The 1,510-nt window shown below is 53.9% G+C and carries 2 protein-coding genes; both read right to left on the reverse strand.

The window, feature by feature from the left end:
* Positions 1-28: 28 nt before the first annotated feature.
* Positions 29-1,186, reverse strand: coding sequence for a nicotinate phosphoribosyltransferase (locus tag Q0386_RS07225; RefSeq protein WP_299029145.1), 1,158 nt, complete (start codon positions 1,184-1,186; stop codon positions 29-31).
* Between the two features lie 201 nt (positions 1,187-1,387).
* Positions 1,388-1,501: an N-acetyltransferase gene (locus Q0386_RS10210; RefSeq protein ID WP_367272400.1), complete on the reverse strand. Its 114-nt coding sequence runs from the start codon at positions 1,499-1,501 to the stop codon at positions 1,388-1,390.
* Positions 1,502-1,510 lie beyond the last annotated feature (9 nt).

A 1,510-nucleotide genomic window follows, 5' to 3' on the forward strand; every position in this document is an offset into this window, starting at 1 on the left:
TGTACACAATCATCCTTCTGGAGTGATTCTACCAAGTAAGAATGACGATGAGGTCGGCTATGGCTTGGCCGTTTTGGTAGATGCGCCAGACCTTTTTTATGCCCGGATTGGTCATCTTTTCTACTGCTTCTGATAGCTTGATACGAGGGCTAAATTTGCCATCTGTTTCGACCGCGACAAGCTTATAAACCCCGCTAAAAATCGGATCGCTCTTAGAGGTTATCAGACGCTCGCCCACGCCAAAGCCGTCTATCTGCCCGCCTTGAGCTAGGATCGAGGCGATGGTGTACTCATCCAGGCTGTTTGAGACCGTGATCTTGCAGTCTTGTAGCCCTGCGGCATCCAGCATTGCGCGCGTTTTTTTGGATAGATATGCTAGGTCGCCGGAGTCCAGCCTGACCGCTTTTAGGCGTTTGCCCAGCGGTTCTAGCACCTCTTTTGCAGTTTTTATCGCATTTGGCACGCCGCTATGCAGCACGTCGTAGGTATCTACGAGCAGCGAAGCGGAGTCTGGATAGAGTAGGGCGTAGCGCTTAAAGGCTTCAAATTCGTCGCCAAAATACATCACCCAGCTGTGCGCCATCGTGCCGGTCGTCGGTATGCCAAAGGCCTTAGCCGCGAGCACCGTCGCCGTGCCGTCCGCGCCGCCGATGTAGGCCGCTCTAGCGCCGTAGATCGCGGCGTCTAGGTTGTGCGCGCGTCTAGCGCCGAAGTCAAACACGCTCCTGCCGTCCGCGGCCTTTACGATACGCCTGGCCTTGGTCGCGATGAGGCTTTGATGGTTTATCTGCGATAGGATCGCAGTTTCTATGAGTTGCGCGTCGATAGGCGAGGCTACGACGGTCATAAACGGCTCTTGCGGATAGATGATCGTACCCTCGGCAAAGGCGTATATATCGCCTCTAAAGCGAAATTTACGCAGGTAATCCAAAAAATCCTCGCTAAACAAATTTAACGAGCGCAGATACGCCACGTCGCTATCGTCAAAGTGTAAATTTTCCACATACTCAATGATTTGCTCAAGTCCCGCAAATATCGCAAAACCGCCGCCGTCTGGCACTTTACGGTAAAAAACGTCAAACGCCACGCGCGGCTGATCTCCGCTTTTAAAATACCCCTCCGCCATCGTAAGCTCGTAAAGATCCATCACCATGCTGATATTACGATGTCTGCCATGCTGTGCCATCGCCTGTCCCCTCCTCTGTCTCTCGCTCCGGCCGCATGTTCCTGGAGCCTTTTCAAGATTATCCCTACGATACCCCTTGTTTTCTCTCCTGTCAAGCAGAAAACAATCGCTCACAGGCCCCGCCTGACGAAAAGCCCGTCCCCCATAGGGAACGGGCTTTCCCGATCGCGGCCCACATCCGCCTTCGTCTGAAGGCAGCGTTCACCGTATCGCTCCTCGAAGATCTGCCACTTCCGCGGCATGTTTATCAAAATAATGGGCAACGAAAGAACAGACCGGACGCAGTCGCAAATGTTCCGCCCGCGCGTCGGCCATCGCCTCGGC

It is taken from the genome of uncultured Campylobacter sp. (assembly GCF_938045625.1).
Taxonomy (GTDB): domain Bacteria; phylum Campylobacterota; class Campylobacteria; order Campylobacterales; family Campylobacteraceae; genus Campylobacter_A.

Coding starts and splice junctions, on each gene's coding strand:
- Q0386_RS07225 (WP_299029145.1), bottom strand. CDS start 1,186: ATGGCACAGCATGGCAGACATCGTAATATCAGCATGGTGATGGATCTT.
- Q0386_RS10210 (WP_367272400.1), bottom strand. CDS start 1,501: ATGGCCGACGCGCGGGCGGAACATTTGCGACTGCGTCCGGTCTGTTCT.